The organism is Staphylococcus sp. aM (genome assembly GCF_052975125.1).
Map to the genome: position 1 here is coordinate 747503 of NZ_CP121447.1, position 18940 is coordinate 766442.

Below are 18940 nucleotides of genomic sequence, written 5' to 3' on the forward strand. Positions count from 1 at the left end.
TATAAGGTCATCGATTAATGGTAAAATACTTAATGTATTCAAAATAGGAGGAGGATAAGTGTAATGAAGTTTTTTAGAAATAAGATGTACAATTTAATATCTACACTTATTGTTCTTACTATTTTTATTATATCAGGAACGATTTTTTTGATGTTTTTAGGATTTGGATTATATGGCTTAAGTAGGATTTTAATATATTTTAAATTAGGATATTTTGGCTATAATAAAAGCTTTTACGACAATATTTTCTATTATGGTAGTTATATTGTTTTAGGATACTTCACTTTATTCGCAGTTGAACATCTTATGGATTACTTTAGAAAACGTTTGCCACAAAATCCATATTTCCAAGGAATTACTTATCATTTAATTGGTTATTCAGTTACTACAATATTGTTTTATTTTATAATACATGTCCATTACACATATATTGATATTAAGTTTTGGGTGATTATGGTAATTATTGGATTCTTATATATTTGTAAAGAAATTTTCTATCCAGATAGCACAAATTTAAATAACAAAAAGTAATGAGCACTAAATTTGAATCGTTTTTCTTAATTTGTTTGAATGAAGTACTATTACCAAATAAAGGAGATTATGTTCATGAGCAATATAGAAATTAGTAAAAGACGAAGGAATTTAATTGTTTCTGTAATGCTAATTAGTGCTTTTGTAGCTATTTTAAACCAAACATTATTGAATACAGCCTTACCTCATATTATGAGAGAGTTAAAAATAGATGAAAGTACATCTCAGTGGTTGATAACGGGATTTATGTTAGTTAATGGTGTTATGATTCCGTTAACTGCTTATTTAATGGACCGAGTTAAAACGAGACCATTATACTTATCTGCAATGGGTACCTTTTTAATTGGATCGATTGTAGCAGCCATAGCACCTAATTTTGGTGTGTTGATGACTGCGAGAGTTATTCAAGCTATGGGGGCAGGTGTACTAATGCCACTAATGCAATTTACATTGTTTACTCTGTTTTCTAGGGAAAGACGTGGGTTTGCAATGGGATTAGCAGGTTTAGTGATTCAATTTGCACCAGCGATTGGTCCTACATTCACAGGCTTAATTATTGACCATGTTAGTTGGAGGGTGCCATTCATCATCATTGTTGGTATCGCATTAATCGCACTCATCTTCGGTTTTATATTTATTTCAAGCTATAATGAAACTAAGCAAACTAAGCTTGACAAACGTTCTATATTATATTCTACAATTGGATTCGGTATGATGTTATATGCATTCAGTAGTGCGGGTAGTTTAGGCTTCGGTAATCCAATTATCATTGGTACATTAATCATAAGTCTGATAATTATATTAATATTTATTAGACGACAATTAACAATATCTAATCCATTACTTAATTTAAAAGTATTTAAGACGAGAACTTTTTGTTTTAGTACCATAACTTCAATGATAGTGATGATGTCCATGGTTGGACCTGCATTATTAATTCCATTGTATGTACAAAATGCTTTAGCACTATCTGCATTATTATCAGGTTTAGTTATTATGCCAGGTGCAATAATTAATGGATTAATGTCTGTGTTTACAGGTAGTTTTTATGATAAATACGGCCCAAGACCACTTATCATTTCTGGCTTTACTATCTTAACGATATGTACATTTTTATTATGTTTCTTAAAAGCAGACACATCTTATATGTATTTAATTATAATATATGCGATAAGAATGTTTGCAGTTTCTTTATTAATGATGCCTATTAATACAGCTGGTATTAACGCGTTAGAAAATAAGAACATTTCCCATGGCACAGCCATTATGAACTTCGGACGTGTCATGGCTGGATCTTTAGGAACAGCTTTAATGGTCACATTTATGAGTATGGGATCAAAATGGTTAGGATCTACAATAGCTACATCTGGAAGTAAAGAAATGATACAACGACAAACCGTTGCTGCAGGTGTAGATGTGTCATTTGCGTTAGTTACTTTATTTGTAGTTGTTGCATTTAGTTTCGCATTATTTATCAAAGAACCTAGAAATAAGAATAAAAATATTAGAGAAGTTTAAATACAATTAATTCTTAGAAGTTAGCTATTAATTTAAAGCTAACTTCTTTTTTTATTACATAAAAAGTCTTATACTAAAAAAGATAGACTAGGTAATAGCACACTTTAGTTATTTAGTTGAGATAATATAAATAAGGGGGATTTACTTTGTTAACGGTAAATCAAGTCAAAGAATTAGTTGGAGAAATAAAAGATCCAATTATTGATGTTCCTTTAAAAGAGACTGAAGGAATAGTGGATGTTTCTATTAAAGAAGAAATTGAACATGTGAGTGTAAAAATTGCTATGGCACAATTAGGTGGGCAACCTCAACTAGACCTACAAATGGCTGTAGTTAAAACGCTAAAAGAAAATGGTGCAAAAACAGTAGGTATCAGATTTGAAGAATTACCTGAAGGTACAGTTGAACAATATAGAGGTAAAGGCACTGAAAAGCCTAAAACAATAGAAGGATTATTATCAAAAAATAATCCTGTTGAATTTATTGCAATCGCATCAGGTAAAGGTGGCGTGGGTAAATCAACTGTTGCAGTTAATCTAGCAGTTGCTTTAGCTAGAGAAGGAAAAAAAGTAGGGCTAGTAGATGCTGATATTTATGGATTTAGTGTACCAGATATGATGGGCATTGATGAAAAACCTGGTATCGAAGGAAAAGAAGTTATCCCGGTTGAAAGATATGGTGTTAAAGTAATTTCTATGGCATTTTTTGTTGAAGAAAATGCACCAGTCATTTGGAGAGGACCAATGTTAGGTAAAATGCTAACTAACTTTTTCACTGAAGTAAAATGGGGTGATCTAGATTACTTATTATTAGACTTACCTCCAGGTACAGGTGATGTTGCGCTAGATGTTCATTCAATGCTACCTTCTAGTAAAGAAATTATTGTCACTACACCTCATCCAACCGCAGCATTCGTCGCTGCAAGAGCAGGGGCTATGGCAAAACATACAGAACATTCAATTTTAGGTGTTATTGAAAACATGAGTTATTTCGAAAGTAAAGAGACTGGCAATAAAGAGTATGTATTTGGTAAAGGTGGCGGAACGAAATTAGCAGATGAGTTAGAAACTCAATTATTCGGCGAATTGCCATTAGAACAACCAACATGGAACCCTACAGACTTTTCTCCGTCCATCTATCAACCTGAAGATAGATTAGGTAAAATCTATCAGACAATTGCTCAAAAAGTAATCGCAACTACACAAAAGTAACAAAAAGTGATTTGGCGTATAAAATTAACTTTAATTTTATACGCTTTTTCTATTGCATTTTAGAAAAATCCTGTTAGAATAATTTCTTGTGAGTTATTCAACTCGAAAATATCAATTTAAAAAAAGTTTGATTTCATTGTTGACTTCAAAAGATAAAATTGATATTATATAAAAGTCGTCAAAAACGACAAGTTAAGTTTAATAAAACTTTGTTAAGAAAGTGTAAAACTTACTATTGCAAAGCGAAAATAAATCTATTAAACTTATTAAAGTAATCTTAATTAAATATTGACTTCGAGTTAAAGAAGTTATATAATGATGAAGATTGTATCAAATGAACATTGAAAACTGAATGACAATATGTCAACGTTAATTCCAATAATGTAACGAAAGTTACAACAATTAATTTAGTTTTATGAGCTAATCAAACATCATAATTTTTTTATGGAGAGTTTGATCCTGGCTCAGGATGAACGCTGGCGGCGTGCCTAATACATGCAAGTCGAGCGAACAGATAAGGAGCTTGCTCCTTTGACGTTAGCGGCGGACGGGTGAGTAACACGTGGATAACCTACCTATAAGACTGGGATAACTTCGGGAAACCGGAGCTAATACCGGATAACATATTGAACCGCATGGTTCAATAGTGAAAGGCGGCTTTGCTGTCACTTATAGATGGATCCGCGCCGTATTAGCTAGTTGGTAAGGTAACGGCTTACCAAGGCAACGATACGTAGCCGACCTGAGAGGGTGATCGGCCACACTGGAACTGAGACACGGTCCAGACTCCTACGGGAGGCAGCAGTAGGGAATCTTCCGCAATGGGCGAAAGCCTGACGGAGCAACGCCGCGTGAGTGATGAAGGTCTTCGGATCGTAAAACTCTGTTATCAGGGAAGAACAAATGTGTAAGTAACTGTGCACATCTTGACGGTACCTGATCAGAAAGCCACGGCTAACTACGTGCCAGCAGCCGCGGTAATACGTAGGTGGCAAGCGTTATCCGGAATTATTGGGCGTAAAGCGCGCGTAGGCGGTTTTTTAAGTCTGATGTGAAAGCCCACGGCTCAACCGTGGAGGGTCATTGGAAACTGGAAAACTTGAGTGCAGAAGAGGAAAGTGGAATTCCATGTGTAGCGGTGAAATGCGCAGAGATATGGAGGAACACCAGTGGCGAAGGCGACTTTCTGGTCTGTAACTGACGCTGATGTGCGAAAGCGTGGGGATCAAACAGGATTAGATACCCTGGTAGTCCACGCCGTAAACGATGAGTGCTAAGTGTTAGGGGGTTTCCGCCCCTTAGTGCTGCAGCTAACGCATTAAGCACTCCGCCTGGGGAGTACGACCGCAAGGTTGAAACTCAAAGGAATTGACGGGGACCCGCACAAGCGGTGGAGCATGTGGTTTAATTCGAAGCAACGCGAAGAACCTTACCAAATCTTGACATCCTTTGACCGCTCTAGAGATAGAGTCTTCCCCTTCGGGGGACAAAGTGACAGGTGGTGCATGGTTGTCGTCAGCTCGTGTCGTGAGATGTTGGGTTAAGTCCCGCAACGAGCGCAACCCTTAAGCTTAGTTGCCATCATTAAGTTGGGCACTCTAAGTTGACTGCCGGTGACAAACCGGAGGAAGGTGGGGATGACGTCAAATCATCATGCCCCTTATGATTTGGGCTACACACGTGCTACAATGGACAATACAAAGGGCAGCTAAACCGCGAGGTCAAGCAAATCCCATAAAGTTGTTCTCAGTTCGGATTGTAGTCTGCAACTCGACTACATGAAGCTGGAATCGCTAGTAATCGTAGATCAGCATGCTACGGTGAATACGTTCCCGGGTCTTGTACACACCGCCCGTCACACCACGAGAGTTTGTAACACCCGAAGCCGGTGGAGTAACCATTTATGGAGCTAGCCGTCGAAGGTGGGACAAATGATTGGGGTGAAGTCGTAACAAGGTAGCCGTATCGGAAGGTGCGGCTGGATCACCTCCTTTCTAAGGATATATTCGGAACATCTTCGTAGAAGATGAAGGAATAACATTGACATATTGTATTCAGTTTTGAATGTTTATATAACATTCACATATCTTCTTTTTCAAAGAAAGCGATTCGCAGACAATGCGTTGAGTTACTTTAAAGCGGAGTTTACTAGAATAAATAAGTATTTAAAGTAATGATAACAAAACAGTATGCAAACGCTTGACTGGAAATAGAACTTGTACATTGAAAACTAGATAAGTAAGTAAAATAGATTTTACCAAGCAAAACCGAGTGAATTAGAGTTTTAAAGCTTGAATTCATAAGAAATAATCGCTAGTGTTCGAAAGAACACTCACAAGATTAATAACGCGTTTCCTGTAGGATGGAAACATAGATTAAGTTATTAAGGGCGCACGGTGGATGCCTTGGCACTAGAAGCCGATGAAGGACGTTACTAACGACGATATGCTTTGGGGAGCTGTAAGTAAGCGTTGATCCAGAGATTTCCGAATGGGGAAACCCAGCATGAGTTATGTCATGTTATCGATATGTGAATACATAGCATATCAGAAGGCAGACCCGGAGAACTGAAACATCTTAGTACCCGGAGGAAGAGAAAGAAAAATCGATTCCCTGAGTAGCGGCGAGCGAAACGGGAAGAGCCCAAACCAACAAGCTTGCTTGTTGGGGTTGTAGGACACTCTATACGGAGTTACAAAAGTATATATTAGACGAATCATCTGGAAAGTTGAATCAAAGAAGGTAATAATCCTGTAGTCGAAAATATATACTCTCTTGAGTGGATCCTGAGTACGACGGAGCACGTGAAATTCCGTCGGAATCTGGGAGGACCATCTCCTAAGGCTAAATACTCTCTAGTGACCGATAGTGAACCAGTACCGTGAGGGAAAGGTGAAAAGTACCCCGGAAGGGGAGTGAAAGAGAACTTGAAACCGTGTGCTTACAAGTAGTCAGAGCCCGTTAATGGGTGATGGCGTGCCTTTTGTAGAATGAACCGGCGAGTTACGATTTGATGCAAGGTTAAGCAGCTAATGTGGAGCCGTAGCGAAAGCGAGTCTGAATAGGGCGTTTAGTATTTGGTCGTAGACCCGAAACCAGGTGATCTACCCTTGGTCAGGTTGAAGTTCAGGTAACACTGAATGGAGGACCGAACCGACTTACGTTGAAAAGTGAGCGGATGAACTGAGGGTAGCGGAGAAATTCCAATCGAACTTGGAGATAGCTGGTTCTCTCCGAAATAGCTTTAGGGCTAGCCTCAAGTGATGATTATTGGAGGTAGAGCACTGTTTGGACGAGGGGCCCTTCTCGGGTTACCGAATTCAGACAAACTCCGAATGCCAATTAATTTAACTTGGGAGTCAGAACATGGGTGATAAGGTCCGTGTTCGAAAGGGAAACAGCCCAGACCACCAGCTAAGGTCCCAAAATATATGTTAAGTGGAAAAGGATGTGGCGTTGCCCAGACAACTAGGATGTTGGCTTAGAAGCAGCCATCATTTAAAGAGTGCGTAATAGCTCACTAGTCGAGTGACACTGCGCCGAAAATGTACCGGGGCTAAACATATTACCGAAGCTGTGGATTGTCCGTAGGACAATGGTAGGAGAGCGTTCTAAGGGCGTCGAAGCATGATCGCAAGGACATGTGGAGCGCTTAGAAGTGAGAATGCCGGTGTGAGTAGCGAAAGACGGGTGAGAATCCCGTCCACCGATTGACTAAGGTTTCCAGAGGAAGGCTCGTCCGCTCTGGGTTAGTCGGGTCCTAAGCTGAGGCCGACAGGCGTAGGCGATGGATAACAGGTTGATATTCCTGTACCACCTAGTATCGTTTTAATCGATGGGGGGACGCAGTAGGATAGGCGAAGCGTGCTATTGGATTGCACGTCCAAGCAGTAAGACTGAGTGTTAGGCAAATCCGGCACTCATAAGGTCAAGCTGTGATGGGGAGAGGAAATTGTTTCCTCGAGTCGTTGATTTCACACTGCCAAGAAAAGCCTCTAGATAGATAACAGGTGCCCGTACCGCAAACCGACACAGGTAGTCAAGATGAGAATTCTAAGGTGAGCGAGCGAACTCTCGTTAAGGAACTCGGCAAAATGACCCCGTAACTTCGGGAGAAGGGGTGCTCTTTAGGGTTAACGCCCAGAAGAGCCGCAGTGAATAGGCCCAAGCGACTGTTTATCAAAAACACAGGTCTCTGCTAAACCGTAAGGTGATGTATAGGGGCTGACGCCTGCCCGGTGCTGGAAGGTTAAGAGGAGTAGTTAGCTTCTGCGAAGCTACGAATCGAAGCCCCAGTAAACGGCGGCCGTAACTATAACGGTCCTAAGGTAGCGAAATTCCTTGTCGGGTAAGTTCCGACCCGCACGAAAGGCGTAACGATTTGGGCACTGTCTCAACGAGAGACTCGGTGAAATCATAGTACCTGTGAAGATGCAGGTTACCCGCGACAGGACGGAAAGACCCCGTGGAGCTTTACTGTAGCCTGATATTGAAATTCGGCACAGCTTGTACAGGATAGGTAGGAGCCTTTGAAACGTGAGCGCTAGCTTACGTGGAGGCATTGGTGGGATACTACCCTAGCTGTGTTGGCTTTCTAACCCGCACCACTTATCGTGGTGGGAGACAGTGTCAGGTGGGCAGTTTGACTGGGGCGGTCGCCTCCTAAAAGGTAACGGAGGCGCTCAAAGGTTCCCTCAGAATGGTTGGAAATCATTCATAGAGTGTAAAGGCATAAGGGAGCTTGACTGCGAGACTTACAAGTCGAGCAGGGTCGAAAGACGGACTTAGTGATCCGGTGGTTCCGCATGGAAGGGCCATCGCTCAACGGATAAAAGCTACCCCGGGGATAACAGGCTTATCTCCCCCAAGAGTTCACATCGACGGGGAGGTTTGGCACCTCGATGTCGGCTCATCGCATCCTGGGGCTGTAGTCGGTCCCAAGGGTTGGGCTGTTCGCCCATTAAAGCGGTACGCGAGCTGGGTTCAGAACGTCGTGAGACAGTTCGGTCCCTATCCGTCGTGGGCGTAGGAAATTTGAGAGGAGCTGTCCTTAGTACGAGAGGACCGGGATGGACATACCTCTGGTGTACCAGTTGTCGTGCCAACGGCATAGCTGGGTAGCTATGTATGGACGGGATAAGTGCTGAAAGCATCTAAGCATGAAGCCCCCCTCAAGATGAGATTTCCCAACTTCGGTTATAAGATCCCTCAAAGATGATGAGGTTAATAGGTTCGAGGTGGAAGCGTGGTGACACGTGGAGCTGACGAATACTAATCGATCGAAGACTTAATCAAAATTTATGTTTTGCGAAGCAAAATCATTTTACTTACTATCTAGTTTTGAATGTATAATACATTCCATTTGTCTGGTGACAATGGCAAGGAGGTCACACCTGTTCCCATGCCGAACACAGAAGTTAAGCTCCTTAGCGCCGATGGTAGTCGGACTAACGTTCCGCTAGAGTAGGACGTTGCCAGGCAAATATATAATTATTCCACAGTAGCTCAGTGGTAGAGCTATCGGCTGTTAACCGATCGGTCGTAGGTTCGAGTCCTACCTGTGGAGCCATGGCTCCTTGGTCAAGCGGTTAAGACACCGCCCTTTCACGGCGGTAACACGGGTTCGAGTCCCGTAGGAGTCATTTAATGGAGAATTAGCTCAGCTGGGAGAGCATCTGCCTTACAAGCAGAGGGTCGGCGGTTCGAACCCGTCATTCTCCACCATTGATTTTTAATTAAATATGCTGGAGGGGTAGCGAAGTGGCTAAACGCGGCGGACTGTAAATCCGCTCCTTCGGGTTCGGCAGTTCGAATCTGCCCCCCTCCACCATCTTAATGGGCTATAGCCAAGCGGTAAGGCAACGGACTTTGACTCCGTCACGCGCTGGTTCGAATCCAGCTAGCCCAGCCATAAGAGCCATTAGCTCAGTTGGTAGAGCATCTGACTTTTAATCAGAGGGTCAGAGGTTCGAATCCTCTATGGCTCACTCTTAACATCTTTCTTCGGAAAGGTGTTTTTTTTTATTGTTTTATGTAAACGGATACATTATTCTATAAATAACACGAAAAAAAGAGGTGGATATATAAATGAAAAACATAGATATTATAGGGGTGCCTTCAACATTTGGTCAAAGAAAATTAGGGGTGAATTTAGGTCCAGATGCTATAAGATATGCAGGATTACAAGATAGACTAGAAAATATAGGTATTAACGTTCATGATAAAGGCAATATAGACGTTCCTGCTATAGATTTGAAAAAGTTTAATTCTGAGCAACAAGGCTTGAGAAATTATGATGAAATTATTAATGTTTCAAAGACGCTTAGCCAAAAAGTAGACCAAACGATAATAAATGATAGATTTCCATTAGTTTTAGGCGGAGATCATTCTATAGCAGTGGGTTCAATATCTGGTATTTGTAAACACTATGAAAATCTAGGTGTGATTTGGTATGATGCTCATGGTGATTTGAACATACCTGAAGAGTCACCTTCAGGTAATATTCATGGTATGCCATTAAGAATATTATTAGGTGAAGGTCCAAGTGATCTTGTTAATTTAAATGACATTCAACCAAAACTTAAACCTGAAAATATTGTTTTAATTGGTATGAGAGATTTAGATAAAGGTGAACGTGAGTATATCAAAGCACAAAATATTAAAACTTATACTATGGCCGATATAGATAAACTTGGTATAGAAACAGTTAGTAATGATACATTAAGTTATTTGAAATCAAGACATGTTGATGGATTACATTTATCCTTAGATGTAGATGCTTTAGATCCAACTGAAACACCAGGAACAGGTACAAGAGTATTAGGTGGATTGAGCTATAGGGAAAGCCATTTTGCTTTAGAATTACTTCATGAAAGTAATATGATAACATCTATGGATTTAGTTGAAGTTAATCCATTAATTGATTTACATAATAGTACAGCTGAACAAGCAGTTTCATTACTTGGAACATTCTTCGGAGAAACATTATTATAAAATATTTATTGCAACTTGCATGTATTTTGACATGCAAGTTTTTTTCATTTTTCTCTCCGTTCATATGACACTTGTTCTAATGATTGATATAATGGATGATATGGAAAATGTTATCGGAGGAGATGTTATGGATTTTTCCAATTTTTTTCAAAATTTTAGTACTTTGAAAGTCATAACTAGTGTCCTCGATTTATTGATTGTATGGTATGTCCTTTACTTACTTATTACAGTTTTTAAAGGAACTAAAGCAATACAATTATTAAAAGGTATTGTTGTTATAGTAATCGGTCAACAAATCAGTAAAATGCTAAATTTGACTGCGACTTCTAAATTGTTCGATATCGTAATTCAGTGGGGTGTACTTGCTTTAATAGTTATTTTCCAACCTGAGATTCGAAGAGCGTTAGAACAATTAGGTAGAGGAAGTTTCTTGAAACGTTATACAAATGCCTATACTAAAGATGAAGAGAAGTTAATCCAATCTGTATCTAAAGCGGTTCAGTATATGGCTAAACGTCGTATAGGTGCATTAATAGTGTTTGAGAAAGAAACAGGTTTACAAGATTATATTGAAACTGGGATTCCTATGGATTCTAAAATTTCTCAAGAGTTATTAACAAATGTATTTATACCTAATACACCTTTACATGACGGAGCTATGATTATTCAAGGGACTAAAATAGCAGCAGCCGCTAGTTATTTACCTTTATCAGATAGTGTTAAAATTTCTAAAAGTCTAGGTACTAGACATAGAGCAGCAGTAGGTATTTCTGAAGTATCAGATGCCTTTACAGTCATTGTTTCTGAAGAGACAGGTGATGTTTCAGTTACATTTGATGGTAAATTGAGAAGAGATATTTCAAATGAAGTGTTTGAAGAATTATTAGCTGAGCATTGGTTTGGCACACACTTTCAAAAGAAAGGTGTGAATTAATATGTTAGAAAGCAAGTGGGGATTAAGATTTGTTGCATTAATTTTAGCGATATTCTTCTTCTTATCTGTGAATAATGTTTTTGGTAACATATTTAATTCAGATGATATTTCACAGAAATCAACGAAGACAATCCAAGATGTTCCAGTGGAAGTGGTTTATAATCATAAAGATTTACATGCAACACATGTTCCAGATACAGTAGATGTAAATATATCAGGGCCACAATCTAAATTATTAAAAATTGAAAGTCCAGATGACTTAAAAGTAGTTGTTGATTTGTCTGGAGAAAAGGCTGGTAAATATCATGAAAAATTCCAAGTTAAAGGAATAAGTAATGGTATTAATTACAATATAAAACCTAAAGCAGCCAATATTACATTAGAAAAGAAAACTACAAAGACGATGCATGTACAACCGGATGTAAGTCAAAGTGATATTTCAAATGAATATAAAATAGATAAACAACAAATTTCACCAGAAACAGTTAAAGTAACAGGTGGAGATGAGCAATTGAATCAAATTGCTTACTTAAAAGCAACATATAAAAATGCTAGTAAGATTAGCAAAGATACAAAAGATGTTGCAGAAGTTAACGCTTACGATAAAGATTTAAATAAATTAAACGTCTCAATTAATCCAGGACAAGTAGATTTGAAAGTATCTGTTAAGCCTTTTAGTAAAAAGGTAAAAGTGAATACTAAGACTACTGGAAATTTAGATGATAATAAAAAAGTTGATAGTATAAAATTAGATGATGATGAAGTAGAGATTTATGGTAGTAGAGAAGACTTACAGGGTATAGATAGTATTACAGCTGAAGTTGATTTAGATCATATTTCAGAATCAACTGAAAAGACAGTGAAATTTGATTTGCCTAAAAATGTAAGTAAGGTTAAACCTGAAGAAACAAAGGCTTATATTACGGTTAAATAATTGAAAGAAATAAAAGGAGAGTAAATCATGGGAAAATATTTTGGTACAGACGGTGTCAGAGGTGTCGCAAACGAAGAGTTAACGCCAGAACTAGCATTTAAATTAGGTAGATATGGTGGTTACGTATTAGCGCATAATAAAGGTGAAAAAAATCCTAGAGTACTTGTAGGAAGAGATACAAGAGTCTCCGGGGAAATGTTAGAAGCTGCATTAATTGCAGGGTTAATTTCTATTGGTGCAGAAGTTATGCGCTTAGGTATTATTTCTACCCCAGGTGTTGCATATTTAACAAGAGAAATGGATGCAGGATTAGGTGTGATGATTTCAGCATCACATAACCCAGTTGCTGATAACGGTATTAAATTCTTTGGTTCAGATGGATTTAAACTATCTGACGATCAAGAAGAAGAAATAGAAGCATTATTAGATCAAGATGATCCAAGTCTTCCAAGACCCGTTGGTACTGATATCGTTCATTACTCAGATTATTTTGAAGGTGCACAAAAATATTTAAGTTATTTAAAATCAACAGTAGACGTGAATTTAGAAGGTATGAAAATAGTATTAGATGGTGCAAATGGTTCTACATCATCTTTAGCACCATTCCTATTCGGTGATTTAGAAGCGGATACTGAAACAGTAGGTTGTAGTCCTGATGGCTATAATATAAATGAAAAATGCGGTTCTACACATCCTCAAGCACTTGCAGAAAAAGTTCTTGAAACTGGCGCAGATTTCGGATTAGCATTTGATGGTGATGGCGATAGAATCATTGCAGTAGATGAAAAAGGACAAATTGTTGATGGTGACCAAATTATGTTTATCATTGGACAAGAAATGCATAAAAACCAAGAGTTAAATAATAATATGATTGTTTCAACAGTAATGAGTAATTTAGGTTTTTATAAAGCATTAGAGAATGAGGGCATCCAATCTAATAAAACAAAAGTCGGTGACCGTTACGTGGTTGAAGAAATGAGACGTGGCAATTATAATCTTGGTGGTGAACAATCAGGTCACATTGTTTTAATGGATTATAATACTACGGGTGATGGATTATTAACAGGTGTACAACTAGCAGCTATTGTTAAAATGTCAGGTAAATCATTAAGTGAATTAGCATCACAAATGAAGACTTATCCTCAATCTTTAATCAATGTGAGAGTGACTGATAAATATCGTGTTGAAGAAAATATTGATGTTAAAGAAGTAATGACTAAAGTTGAAGTTGAAATGAATGGTGAAGGTAGAATTTTAGTTCGTCCTTCAGGTACAGAACCATTAGTACGTGTGATGGTAGAAGCATCAACTGACGAAGATGCACAAAGATTTGCACAACAAATTGCAGATGTAGTCGAAGACAAAATGGGTTTAGATAAATAAATGATAAAAACAAATGTCACATTTAAAAGTGGCATTTGTTTTTATATTACAAAAAGAACCAGAAACTTTAGTTTCTGGTTCTTTATAATACCTTATTTTGCAACTAGTTCATTATATTCTTTTTCAATCTCTTCTGCTAATGGTCCTTCAACTTTAGCATATGTTTGTAAGAAGGCTTTAACACCATGTTCTTGAATATAATTATTTTTCTCTACTGTTTCTTGATCTGCTTTGTCATCATATTTTAGAAGTAGGGCAGCTGCTTTAACTAAGCCATCTCTTTCTAAATTATGTTCATATAAATAATTTAATGGTTTAATAATACGATCTTTAGGTCCAATTTTACGTAGTGTTCCACGACCTACACGAGTAACTTCATCAGAAAGATGAGGATTATTGAAACGTTCGATAATTTTTTCTACGTATTGTGATTGTTCAGTTTTAGTGAAATAAAATTCGCGTGTAATATATTCGCTTGTTTCAGCTAATACACGTCTTAAACCTGCTTCAATCGTACTATCTTGAACGGCATCTAATACTGTTGCTTTATTATCATTGTAACCAGCATATGCTAAAAATGCATGGCCAGTATTTACTGTTAATAATTTTCTTTCAATATAAGGTGTTAAATCATCAACGTATTTAATATGATCTAATTCCTGTCCATACCAAGCATCTTTTTCTACTACCCACTCGAAGAAAGGTTCTACCATAACATCTAAAATATTTTCATTTTTTTGTAATGGAACGATTCTATCAACTGCAGAGTTTGCAAAGTGAATATGATCACCAAGAGGACCAGTTATATCTAAAATAGCTTTTTTAAGTGTGTCTGTTGCCATAATTGCATTCTCACAAGCAACGATATTAACGTGATTCTCTTTTTCTTTTAAGTATGGTGCGAATGATTTAGCAATAATTGGTAAAATATTAACACCAACAGCAGTTGTAATTAAATCAGCTTCTAAAATGGCTTGTTTTAATTCATCAGACGGTTTGGCTGAGTTAATAGCATCAACGTTGTTAACACGAGTCGTTGTTTTAGACTCATCTGCTAAAATAACATCGTATTCATGCTCTTTTTGTAAAGCATTAATAATTTCCTCATTTACATCTGCAAATGTAACTTTAATATTATTATCTGCTAAGATATAACCAATAAATCCACGACCGATATTACCGGCACCAAAATGTACTGCTTTCATTATGCATCAGCCTCCTCAAAGACTTGTTTGATTTCGTCAGCAGATTTAGCATTGATAATACGTTCTACATTTTCTTCTTCACTGAAAGTAATTGCGATTTTAGATAATAGGTCTAAATGTTCTCCGTCTTTACCAGCGATACCAACAACGACTTTAACTTCTTCGCCGTTCCAATCTACACCTTCAGGAATTTGTAATAAGGTTAAACCTGATTGGATAACGTTACCTTTAGCTTCTTCAGTACCATGTGGAATAGCTAAGCCATTACCCATAAATGTAGATACAACATCTTCACGATCTTTCATTGCTTGGATGTAGTTTTCTGTAACAGCACCACTATCTACTAATGCTTGTCCTGCTTTTTCGATTGCTTCGTTTTGACTACCTACTGATACATTGATAAAAATATTTTCGTTACTGAATAATTCACTCATTGATTAATACACTCCTAAATTAATTGTTGTTTTATTTGTTTTAAAAATTGCTTTTCCAGTATTGTTTTAAATTCCTGTGGATTTTGCATAAAATCATCTAAGTTTTCCAAATGATCACTAAGAGTTTCTGATATTGTACTAACTAACTTTGTCATGATTGCATTTTCTGGAATAAACATACTTAACATATATTTAATTGAATGATTGTCATTTTGAACATTACTCAACGCTATTGGTTCTTCCAAGATAGTGATGAGAATACAAGGTTGCTTAAACATATCATTTTTCATATGTGGAATCGCAATAGGGTAAGGACGTAATATCCAACTTGGATTATCCTCTAACCGGTGTTGTAATTGTTCAGCGAATGACTGCCCATCTTCAATGATATCTTGACTGACCAAGTAATCAGCTAAATGTTGTTTCCAATTTTCAACTGATTTATATTCTATTTTCACTGAATCAACTAATTTTAAACCTGCACGCATGGTTTCTAAAATATCATCTTTAGATGTTGATAAAGTCTCTACTTCTTTATGTGTTACCAAATGATGTGTTTCTTTGGTATTTAAAAATGATGATACATAACCAATATCTGAATCAGGAAGTAGAGGATTCACTGTTAAAAATGGTCTGTCAATATCTAAATTAACTGTAGATATAATGCCATCATAACTAGATAAATCTAATACATTTAAGTCACTAACAGATGCTTGGGTAATACGTTCAATTTCACTAAACACTTGTTCGAGACGTGTTGCTAATAAACGACTTGTTCCAATACCGCTACTACAGACAACTAGAATGTTTAAAAATTGATGTCCTTGATTTTTGATAGATCCTCCAAAATGAAGCACGATAAAGGCGACTTCACTTTCTGGGAATATCAAATCTGGCCAAACGACACGTAACGCCTTACTCACATTATCAAATAGTCTTGGATATTTGTACTTAATCATATCGGTTAACGGATTATAAGTTTCAATATTTGATTCTAAGCGATTGATAGCTGGATTAATATGCAATGATAAACCATTAATTAATGTATCTTTATCATCAAAGTATTGACCTGAAATCTCTTCTACTGTCTGTACAAAAGATTTAATTTTTTGTTCGCTTTTCTTATCTTCAAATAAAGTGTCTTTAGTATCTTTACGTTTTGAACCGCGCAAATGAATGGTAATAAATGTGATTTCAGCTTGATTAAATTGAACATCATAGAGATGCTCTAGATGTTTTGCGATTTCACTAGCAATTTCATGTTCGAATGTATCCTTTACAGATTGATAAATATCATCATTAAGTGATACATATTCATTGTTTTGCATTCTTGTAATACTTAAAACGATATGAACAGTTAATGTTAAATAGCTAGATTCTGTCAATGAATAGGGAAGCTGTCCTAAATAATCCATTAAAATTCTCTCAACTTTAAATATTCGATCTAAATCCACAAGTGATTGCTGAGATTGATGTAATGATTGGTAAACAAAGTGGTTTTCTATAACTGAATACACACTTGTACTATTTAAGTTATTTACCATTAATTGACTTAAGAATTCTCTTTTTTTAGATTCAGTGCCGTTTAAAATAACACCTTCGCCACGTTTACGTGTCAATGATAATTGATATAATGCCAAATCTTGTTCTAAGTCGTCTAACAGTTTTGTTAATGACTGAATGGATACGCCAATTTCTTGTGCAAGGCTATATTGTTTAACAGCATGCTTAGATTGTATAAGTGCATATAGAATAATAACTTTTTGCTCTTCAACGGATAAATCGAGCGTTTGCTGTTGAGTCATTTCAAGTTTTAATGCTTGAATATCTTGATTAAGTCCTTTTAAACGTATACCCTTTTTGTTTACACGTTCTAATTCTATAGAAAAAGTATCAATATAAGATTCCACATGCTTTAATTCTCTATGAATAGTACGAGAGGACACTGCCAGTTGTTGAGCAATGTCATAAATAGTGACATATTGACCGTGATACTTGATTAATAGTTCTATAATCTCTTTTTCACGTGTACTCAATAGCATGGCGGTATCCTCCATTTAATATTTATTTAAAATTATTGTTCTTCTTTTTTAAGGTTATTTAATAACTCTTCATATCTAGGTGAATTTAAGAAATTATCAACTGAAATATGAATTGCATTTGGTACTTGTTTGATGGCACGATCAGTTAATGTTTTTTGAGTGATAACTAATTGAGCATCGTTAGGTAATTGGTTAATAGCTGTATTTGTTACATTCACATCAGAAATACCAGCTTTTTTAAATTTATTACGTAACATACTAGCACCCATTGCACTAGAACCCATACCCGCATCACAAGCAAAGATAACATGGTTCACATTACTGTAATCATGCGCATCTACATCTTCAGTATTATAGTTATCTAATAATTGATCTGCGTCGTCTTCGCTATTATTAGATTCTTCTGTTGATGTAGCACCTGCAGTAGCACCAGTTGTACTAGCTTGTTGATTATTTTCTTTACTGCTTAATTTTGAAGATACACTTGATTTTTTACCTTTAGTAGCTTCCATTTGAGCAGTAGCTGCTTCTAAATCTTGTTTTGGTTCTTTTGTAAACTTAAGAATAATTGCTGAAACTGCGAATGATACTAATGTTGCTAATACAACACCTAATAACATGTGAAGGAATTCTCCTCTAGGTGCGTTAATACAATATACTATGAATGATCCTGGAGATGCAGGACTTTTGAATCCGAATCCAGTTGCTTGGTATGTTGCAACGCCTGTCATTCCACCTAAAATAACTGAGATGAATAACATAGGTCTCATTAATACATATGGGAAGTAAATTTCATGAATACCACCTAAGAAGTGGATGATTCCTGCACCATAAGATGTTGCTTTTGCAGTACCTTTACCAAAAATCATGTATGCAAGTAACACACCGAAACCTGGTCCAGGGTTTGATTCGATTGCGTATAAAATAGATTGACCTGCTGTAGCAGCTTGGTCTGCACCAAGTGGTGTAAATACACCATGGTTAATAGCGTTATTTAAGAATACGATTTTAGCTGGCTCAACAATAATACTTACGATTGGTAATAAGTGAGCGTGTACTAAAGCTTCAACTGCAACAGATAAAATGTGCATGATGAATTTCATAATTGGAGCTAAAATTTCAAAACTTAGAATTGTCATGATGAAACCTAAGATACCTGCTGAGAAGTTATTGAATAACATCTCGAAACCTTGTGGTGTTCTTGGTTGAACGATTTCATCTGTTTTCTTCATTAACCAACCAACTAATGGTCCCATAATCATTGCGCCTAATAGCATTGGTGTATCTGGTAATGCAACGATAACCCCCATAGTTGAAGTTGCAGCAATAATACCACCACGTAATCCATGGATTAAACGACCACCACTAAATGCAATTAATAATGGAATTAAGAATTTAATCATTGGATCAGCTAATTGAGCTAAATCTTTATTTGGTAACCAACCATTGTCGATAAAAATTGCAGCGATAAATCCCCAAGCGATGAATGCACCAATATTTGGCATAATCATACTACTAAGGAACGAACCGAATGCTTGAACTTTACGGCCGAAACCTTTTTTCTCTTGTGTTTGTGCCATTTCTACACCTCTTTTAAATTAGTATTTTGACTATATATATTGTATATCTAAGAAGCTCATTACTACAATAAGAACAAAATTCGAATTTGTCATATAAATCGTGACAACAATAATTCTATTATATATAGGTAAAGAGAATGTAAATATACAGTTTGTTAACAATTAATTTCATATG

11 protein-coding genes, 6 tRNA genes and 3 rRNA genes are annotated in these 18940 nt (G+C 36.8%); 16 read left to right on the forward strand and 4 right to left on the reverse strand.

The window, feature by feature from the left end:
• Positions 1-63 precede the first annotated feature (63 nt).
• The 16 genes from P7F85_RS03565 to glmM all read left to right on the forward strand — a co-directional run bounded on the left by P7F85_RS03565 (position 64) and on the right by glmM (position 13504).
• Complete coding sequence (locus P7F85_RS03565; RefSeq protein WP_002466494.1) at positions 64-531, forward strand: SepA family multidrug efflux transporter; 468 nt, start codon at positions 64-66, stop codon at positions 529-531.
• Positions 532-606: 75 nt separating this feature from the next.
• On the forward strand, positions 607-2049 hold the full coding sequence (locus tag P7F85_RS03570; protein ID WP_002466479.1) for an MDR family MFS transporter: 1443 nt from the start codon (positions 607-609) through the stop codon (positions 2047-2049).
• A gap of 146 nt (positions 2050-2195) precedes the next feature.
• Entirely contained in the window at positions 2196-3260 is a 1065-nt protein-coding gene (locus tag P7F85_RS03575) for an Mrp/NBP35 family ATP-binding protein (protein WP_002466519.1), read from the forward strand.
• Positions 3261-3701: 441 nt separating this feature from the next.
• Positions 3702-5254, forward strand: a 16S ribosomal RNA gene (locus P7F85_RS03580).
• Positions 5255-5633: 379 nt separating this feature from the next.
• Positions 5634-8555: ribosomal RNA gene (locus tag P7F85_RS03585) — 23S ribosomal RNA — on the forward strand.
• A 70-nt stretch (positions 8556-8625) separates the two neighbouring features.
• Positions 8626-8740, forward strand: a 5S ribosomal RNA gene (rrf, locus tag P7F85_RS03590).
• Together the 16S, 23S and 5S rRNA genes with 6 tRNA genes alongside form the textbook arrangement of a ribosomal RNA operon.
• Positions 8741-8754: 14 nt before the next feature.
• Positions 8755-8829, forward strand: a tRNA-Asn gene (locus P7F85_RS03595).
• A 1-nt stretch (position 8830) separates the two neighbouring features.
• Positions 8831-8902, forward strand: a tRNA-Glu gene (locus P7F85_RS03600).
• Positions 8903-8908: 6 nt separating this feature from the next.
• Positions 8909-8984: transfer RNA gene (locus P7F85_RS03605), tRNA-Val, on the forward strand.
• 22 nt (positions 8985-9006) lie between these two features.
• Positions 9007-9090: transfer RNA gene (locus P7F85_RS03610), tRNA-Tyr, on the forward strand.
• Positions 9091-9096: 6 nt separating this feature from the next.
• Positions 9097-9171: transfer RNA gene (locus P7F85_RS03615), tRNA-Gln, on the forward strand.
• A 3-nt stretch (positions 9172-9174) separates the two neighbouring features.
• Positions 9175-9247: transfer RNA gene (locus P7F85_RS03620), tRNA-Lys, on the forward strand.
• Positions 9248-9347: 100 nt separating this feature from the next.
• Positions 9348-10253 carry an arginase gene (gene rocF / locus P7F85_RS03625; RefSeq protein WP_002467220.1) on the forward strand — a complete coding sequence of 302 codons (906 nt, stop codon included), beginning with the start codon at positions 9348-9350 and terminating at the stop codon, positions 10251-10253.
• Between the two features lie 127 nt (positions 10254-10380).
• Positions 10381-11187 (forward strand): diadenylate cyclase CdaA, encoded by an 807-nt coding sequence (gene cdaA / locus P7F85_RS03630; protein WP_002451707.1) that lies wholly within the window; start codon positions 10381-10383, stop codon positions 11185-11187.
• A gap of 1 nt (position 11188) precedes the next feature.
• Entirely contained in the window at positions 11189-12121 is a 933-nt protein-coding gene (locus P7F85_RS03635; RefSeq protein ID WP_002467215.1) for a CdaR family protein, read from the forward strand.
• 27 nt (positions 12122-12148) lie between these two features.
• Positions 12149-13504, forward strand: a complete 1356-nt coding sequence (glmM, locus tag P7F85_RS03640) for a phosphoglucosamine mutase (protein ID WP_002467229.1) — start codon at positions 12149-12151, stop codon at positions 13502-13504.
• Positions 13505-13596: 92 nt separating this feature from the next.
• Here glmM and P7F85_RS03645 read toward each other — a convergent pair whose 3' ends face one another.
• Genes P7F85_RS03645 through P7F85_RS03660 form a run of 4 tightly spaced genes read right to left on the reverse strand, consistent with a single transcriptional unit; the run spans position 13597 to position 18765 of the window.
• Positions 13597-14709, reverse strand: coding sequence for a mannitol-1-phosphate 5-dehydrogenase (locus P7F85_RS03645; protein ID WP_015364810.1), 1113 nt, complete (start codon positions 14707-14709; stop codon positions 13597-13599).
• On the reverse strand, positions 14709-15143 hold the full coding sequence (locus tag P7F85_RS03650; protein ID WP_002467235.1) for a PTS sugar transporter subunit IIA: 435 nt from the start codon (positions 15141-15143) through the stop codon (positions 14709-14711). The genes P7F85_RS03645 and P7F85_RS03650 overlap by 1 nt, the downstream gene beginning before the upstream one ends.
• Before the next feature lie 14 nt (positions 15144-15157).
• Complete coding sequence (locus tag P7F85_RS03655) at positions 15158-17185, reverse strand: BglG family transcription antiterminator (RefSeq protein WP_002467213.1); 2028 nt, start codon at positions 17183-17185, stop codon at positions 15158-15160.
• 32 nt (positions 17186-17217) lie between these two features.
• On the reverse strand, positions 17218-18765 hold the full coding sequence (locus P7F85_RS03660; RefSeq protein WP_002467209.1) for a PTS mannitol transporter subunit IICB: 1548 nt from the start codon (positions 18763-18765) through the stop codon (positions 17218-17220).
• Between the last annotated feature and the right edge of the window lie 175 nt (positions 18766-18940).

What these genes read in the sequence shown, in the direction of transcription:
- P7F85_RS03565 (WP_002466494.1), top strand. Translation starts at nt 64, where the DNA reads ATGAAGTTTTTTAGAAATAAGATGTACAATTTAATATCTACACTTATT.
- P7F85_RS03570 (WP_002466479.1), top strand. Translation starts at nt 607, where the DNA reads ATGAGCAATATAGAAATTAGTAAAAGACGAAGGAATTTAATTGTTTCT.
- rocF (WP_002467220.1), top strand. Translation starts at nt 9,348, where the DNA reads ATGAAAAACATAGATATTATAGGGGTGCCTTCAACATTTGGTCAAAGA.
- cdaA (WP_002451707.1), top strand. Translation starts at nt 10,381, where the DNA reads ATGGATTTTTCCAATTTTTTTCAAAATTTTAGTACTTTGAAAGTCATA.
- P7F85_RS03635 (WP_002467215.1), top strand. Translation starts at nt 11,189, where the DNA reads ATGTTAGAAAGCAAGTGGGGATTAAGATTTGTTGCATTAATTTTAGCG.
- glmM (WP_002467229.1), top strand. Translation starts at nt 12,149, where the DNA reads ATGGGAAAATATTTTGGTACAGACGGTGTCAGAGGTGTCGCAAACGAA.
- P7F85_RS03645 (WP_015364810.1), bottom strand. Translation starts at nt 14,709, where the DNA reads ATGAAAGCAGTACATTTTGGTGCCGGTAATATCGGTCGTGGATTTATT.
- P7F85_RS03650 (WP_002467235.1), bottom strand. Translation starts at nt 15,143, where the DNA reads ATGAGTGAATTATTCAGTAACGAAAATATTTTTATCAATGTATCAGTA.
- P7F85_RS03655 (WP_002467213.1), bottom strand. Translation starts at nt 17,185, where the DNA reads ATGCTATTGAGTACACGTGAAAAAGAGATTATAGAACTATTAATCAAG.
- P7F85_RS03660 (WP_002467209.1), bottom strand. Translation starts at nt 18,765, where the DNA reads ATGGCACAAACACAAGAGAAAAAAGGTTTCGGCCGTAAAGTTCAAGCA.